General features: G+C 36.4%; 4 protein-coding genes. 1 reads left to right on the plus strand and 3 read right to left on the minus strand.

Annotation, left to right across the window (positions count from 1 at the left end; translation table 11 throughout):
• Both meaB and scpA read right to left on the minus strand, forming a co-directional pair.
• Positions 1-543, minus strand: a 543-nt coding sequence (gene meaB, locus ABX784_RS15295) for a methylmalonyl Co-A mutase-associated GTPase MeaB (protein ID WP_372655932.1), incomplete at its 3' end; no start/stop codon positions are given.
• Positions 544-545: 2 nt separating this feature from the next.
• Positions 546-2,675, minus strand: a complete 2,130-nt coding sequence (gene scpA / locus ABX784_RS15300; RefSeq protein WP_372655933.1) for a methylmalonyl-CoA mutase — start codon at positions 2,673-2,675, stop codon at positions 546-548.
• A 197-nt stretch (positions 2,676-2,872) separates the two neighbouring features.
• On the opposite strand from scpA, the gene ABX784_RS15305 reads away from it, so the two are divergent.
• Positions 2,873-3,400, plus strand: a complete 528-nt coding sequence (locus ABX784_RS15305) for a hypothetical protein (RefSeq protein ID WP_372655934.1) — start codon at positions 2,873-2,875, stop codon at positions 3,398-3,400.
• Between the two features lie 6 nt (positions 3,401-3,406).
• Here the strand turns inward: ABX784_RS15305 and ABX784_RS15310 are convergent.
• The coding region (locus ABX784_RS15310) for an insulinase family protein (RefSeq protein ID WP_372655935.1) at positions 3,407-5,237 on the minus strand (1,831 nt) is incomplete at its 5' end.

Consider the following 5,237-nt stretch of genomic DNA (forward strand, 5'->3'; position numbering starts at 1 on the left):
TATTCCTTGTAGTTCATCGCCTGCATTTGGAAGCATAAGGACAAGAAAGAAGTCGACCATCGAAGCGACTTCATACTCAGACTGTCCTACTCCTACAGTTTCAATTAGGATAACATCATACCCTGCTGCTTCACAAAGAAGGGCCGTCTCTCTTGTTTTCCCAGCAACTCCACCTAGACTTCCCGAAGATGGAGAGGGCCTAATAAAAGCATTCTCATTCTGAGAAAGCATTTCCATTCTTGTTTTATCTCCCATGATGCTTCCACCTGATATCGGTGAGCTCGGGTCAACGGCAAGAACAGCAACTTTATGGCCTTGTGAAATTAAATAGAGCCCAAAGCTTTCAATGAAGGTAGACTTTCCCACTCCTGGTGTTCCGGTGATACCTATTCGAATACTTTTGCCAGAAGAGGGAAGTACTTTTTCAAGTAGTTCCTGACCCTTTACTCTGTGATCATCTCTCTTACTTTCAATAAGAGTAATGGCCTTGGCTAAGGCCCTTCTATTTCCAGAGAGAATATCTTTTTCATTCACTGTATACATACTTATTTTTTACTTTCTTCTATATGTTTAAGAACATCTTCTGCAGCATAAGGGATTGCTGTTCCTGGTCCATAAATTCCTTTAACACCTGCTTTATAAAGGAAGTCGTAGTCTTGCTTTGGAATTACTCCTCCAGCAACAACAACAATATCTTCAGAATCAAGTTTCTTAAGTTCATTAATTAGTGAAGGAATGAGAGTTTTATGTCCTGCTGCTAGGGAAGATACTCCAATAACATGAACATCATTTTCTACCGCTTGTTTTGCAACTTCTTCTGGAGTTGAAAAAAGTGGAGCCAGGTCGATATCAAATCCTACATCTGCATATGCTGTAGCAATGACTTTTGCTCCTCGGTCATGACCATCTTGTCCCATCTTAGCGACAAGCATTCTTGGTCTTCTTCCATGAACTTTTTCAAAGTTCGCGATTTTTTCTTTTATCATATTCCAATTCTCATCTTCTTCGTAAGCATTTCCATAGACTCCAGATACTGTACCTGAGTTAGCTTTGTATCTTCCCCAGTGAGTTTCTAATGCATCTGATATTTCTCCAACAGTACAACGTACTCTTGCAGCATTTACTGCTAGTTCAAGACCGTTTCCTATTCCTGTTTGTGCGTAAGAGGTAAGAGCTTTAAGCGCTATTTGCACTTTTTCATCATCTCTTCCTTTCTTTAGTTCTGCTAGTCTTTTAATTTGAGACTCTCTTACTGCTGTATTATCTATTTCTAGAATTTCAATCTCTTCATCATTTTCTACTTTATATTTGTTAACACCAACAATAGTGTGCTCACCTCTATCAATCTTAGCCTGCTTAATTGCTGCAGCTTCTTCAATCTTTAACTTTGGAACACCAGATTCAATGGCCTTCGCCATACCACCAAGCTTATGAACTTCTTCCATTAACTCTCTGGCCTTATCTGCAATTTCATTTGTAAGTGTTTCCATCATGTAAGATCCACCCCAAGGGTCAACTACATTGGTAATACCTGTTTCTTCTTGAAGAATAATTTGAGTGTTTCTTGCAATTCTTGCAGAGAACTCTGTTGGCAGTGCTACGGCTTCATCTAATGCATTAGTGTGAAGAGATTGTGTTCCACCAAATACTGCGGCCATTGCTTCAACTGTTGTTCTGATTACATTGTTGTATGGGTCTTGTTCTGTTAGTGACCATCCTGAAGTCTGGCAGTGAGTTCTAAGCATTGTTGATTTAACGTTCTTAGGCTCATACTCATTTACAATTTCAGTCCATAGCATTCGCGCAGCTCTGAGTTTGGCAATTTCCATATAGAAGTTCATACCAATTCCAAAGAAAAATGAAAGTCTTGGAGCGAAGTCATCTATATTCATACCTGCAGCTATTGCAGTTTCAATGTACTCTCTTCCATCGGCAAGAGTGTAGGCAAGCTCAAGAGCATTATCAGCACCAGCTTCTTGTATATGATAACCAGAAATAGAAATAGAGTTAAACTTAGGCATCTTCTTTGATGTGTACTCAAAGATATCAGCGATGGCCTTCATTGATGGAGCAGGTGGGTAGATGTAAGTATTTCTAACCATAAACTCTTTTAGGATATCATTTTGAATAGTTCCTGAAAGTTTATCTTGTGAGACTCCCTGTTCTTCAGCCGCAACAATATAGTTTGCAAGAATTGGAAGAACAGCACCATTCATTGTCATTGAAACTGATACTTTGTCTAATGGAATTGAGTCAAATAAGACTTTCATATCCTCAACGCTGTCAATTGCAACTCCGGCCTTTCCTACATCACCACTAACTCTAGGGTGATCTGAGTCGTAACCTCTATGTGTAGCTAAATCAAAAGCTACAGAAACTCCCTGGCCACCGGCTGCAAGTGCTTTTCTGTAAAATGCATTTGATTCTTCGGCAGTGGAAAAACCAGCGTACTGTCTGATTGTCCAAGGTCTACCTGTATACATTGTGGCCCTAGGACCTCTTATGAAAGGTGCAAAACCTGGGAGTGTATTTGTATTTTGGTAAGGCTCAATATCCTCTTTAGTATAAAGAGGTTTTATATCTATACCTTCTGCTGATTTAGTAATTAGAGTCTCTGGTGATTTTCCCTTTTGCTCTTTAGTCGCAAGTTCTTTCCAGTCATTGATCGATTTCATGGTGCTCCACTTTTAAATAAAAATTTATTTCTTAAACTAGCAAATATTTGGCACTTTTGCACATCTTGGAACTTCTAAGTGATGGAATAAAATGCAGAATTCACTTGAAAGACGTGCTGTGTTATTATTTAACTAGTTTAGTGAGGAGTACCTTTTCTGGTACTACTTAAGTTATTGAAACTTCGTAAGGAGAATCGATGTCAGCAAATTTTTCTAGCAATCTCATACTTGAAACTAGTTTACAGTGTTATTTCTTCGATCAATTGGCCCAATTAAATCAGAAATACTCGAGTCCATTATCTAGGGAGGATATATTTTACTCGAGTTTAGTTATGGATAAATTTGGAATGGCCCATGAACTCTTTGAAGAAAAAGAAGGTAAGACTTCCGAAAAAATATTAGGGATGAAGTTAATGCATGCTAGTCATCTGCCTACGAAGAAGAAGATTCGAGAATTGAAAGATATTGGAGATACAGCTTTATTTATATGTGGATTTTTCTCTGATTCATTAAATAAAAAAATTATTGACGTAAATTATTACAAGGATATTGGCCAGGCTGCCTATTCTAAACTTAATAGCTTAGTTCCATCATTTTATGATGTGGATTCTTTTTATAACGAGTTCTCAAGAAAGTTTTCTAATACTGCCCTTTTGATGGAGCTACTTTCTAAAGAATATTCTAGCAATGCTAAAGAAGACGATCTCATTTGGATCGCCTCCTAATATTTTTTAAGCGTCTTCTCTACCAACAATTACTGTATTCCATTTTCTTTTGAATACTTTTTTAATTTCTTTTTGAAACTCTTCATATGTTATTTGGTTAATTTGAATATTTCCTTCGTGATACCAATCAAGACCAAGTCCTTGAAGTGTAGGCACAGAGTAAATGTTTGCGTAATCTTCATTTGTTTGAACATTGAGTAAGGATTGTCCTTCAATCATTTTTTTGATTCTATTAAAGTCTTTTTTAGATAGTCCATTATCACGAAGTTTTTCAAGAATATCCTTAATGGCCTTTATTGCTGGTTTAACTTTATCATGTCCTGAAGCCATATAAATTCCCCAGTATCCTGCCTCAAGTGCTGTGAAGTGAATTGGCTGAGCAGAATAACAGAGTCCTTGTCTGTCTCTAACTTCAACAAAGAGTTCACTAGATTGACCTGAGAGGTGAGTTGCAATCATCTTTAATACAATATTTTCTTTCTTTCCAAGTTTTGCACTTGGGATAAAGTGAAAAATTTGAGTTTGTTCACGGTCAAATTTTATAAAGTGTTTCTGTCCAACTTCAGGCTTGATAGGTTTAGCTACTAGTTTATTCTTAGCTCTTTTTTCAAGAGGCTTAATTTCTTTATTAACCATGCTCATGACTTCTTCTAAAGAAAGGTCTCCACAATAGCTAATAAGAATTTCTTTCTTATTTAAATTTTCATTGTGTAGAGAAATCAAATCTTCTTGTTTAAGTTTGTTGATATTCTCTATTGATCCAAGAATGTTGAGGCTATAAGGGTGATTTTTAAAAGCATATTGATTAACTTTTGAGAAGCAGTGCCTAATAGGGTCTTCTTTTTGATTTTCAATATGCCTTAAAGTCATCTCTTTTTCATGATCGATAAATTTTTGCTCAAAGTTTGGTTTCGTGAGCGTTGCAAAGAAATCCTTAAATAGTCCTGGAGCATTTTCTGTTAGCCCGTGCATTGTGATTCCGTAAGCATTTTTTCCTGTAAATCCTGAGATATGTGCAGATTTATTTTCTAACTCTTCTTTTAATTCATCATAGTATTTGTCTTGATGTCCTTTAGAGATTGTTCCGCTTAGTAGATGGTAGATACCATTGTTTTTTGCAGTTTCTTCAGTTAGACCACCCTTTAGATATGTGTGTAAAACAAATGTCGGGTTGAGTGGATTATGTCTATAGAGAAGTGAGATTCCCTTTTTTAATTCAATTACTCTAACTTGTGGGTCGAACTTTGAAGTTAGTCCCATTTCTTTCACATTTGTATCTTTAGCAAGGTCTTTTAGTTTAGAAGTACTTACTTGGAAATCTTCGAGGTTTTTGTGAGCCTTCTCAACATCTGTACCTTGAGGAACTTGAAGTGAAATGTGAATAGGTCGAGAAAATATTTCTTTGAAAGTTTGATTAACTTCTGTAATTGAAGTTCCTTTAATTCTATTTATGAAATCTTCTTCACAGTTTATATTTCCTGCTTGAGCAAAACCATGTCCAAGAGAGAATGCATATGATTCAAGTGATTCTTTTTCATAAATCTTTGAAGCGACATATTGGTTTTGAATTTTTGTTATCTCATCTTTTTTAAGACCATTCTTCACAAGGTCTTTAAATATAACTTCTAGTCTTTTAAGGGCCTTCTTCAAATTTTTATGAGGCAAGCTTACTCTCAAGAAGTGAACTCCACCTTTGCTCATAAACATCGTAGAACTAGATGCACCATTTGAAAGTGTGCCATCAAGAACTAGTTTTCTGTGAAGTCTTGAAGTTTCTCCATGTCCTAGTGTACTTAGGGCAAGGTCTTCTGCAGCTGCATTTGAGTCTGCATATGCA

Origin of the sequence: Halobacteriovorax sp., assembly GCF_041587335.1 — a bacterium.
Taxonomy (GTDB): domain Bacteria; phylum Bdellovibrionota; class Bacteriovoracia; order Bacteriovoracales; family Bacteriovoracaceae; genus Halobacteriovorax.

What these genes read in the sequence shown, in the direction of transcription:
- scpA (WP_372655933.1), bottom strand. Translation starts at nt 2,675, where the DNA reads ATGAAATCGATCAATGACTGGAAAGAACTTGCGACTAAAGAGCAAAAG.
- ABX784_RS15305 (WP_372655934.1), top strand. Translation starts at nt 2,873, where the DNA reads ATGTCAGCAAATTTTTCTAGCAATCTCATACTTGAAACTAGTTTACAG.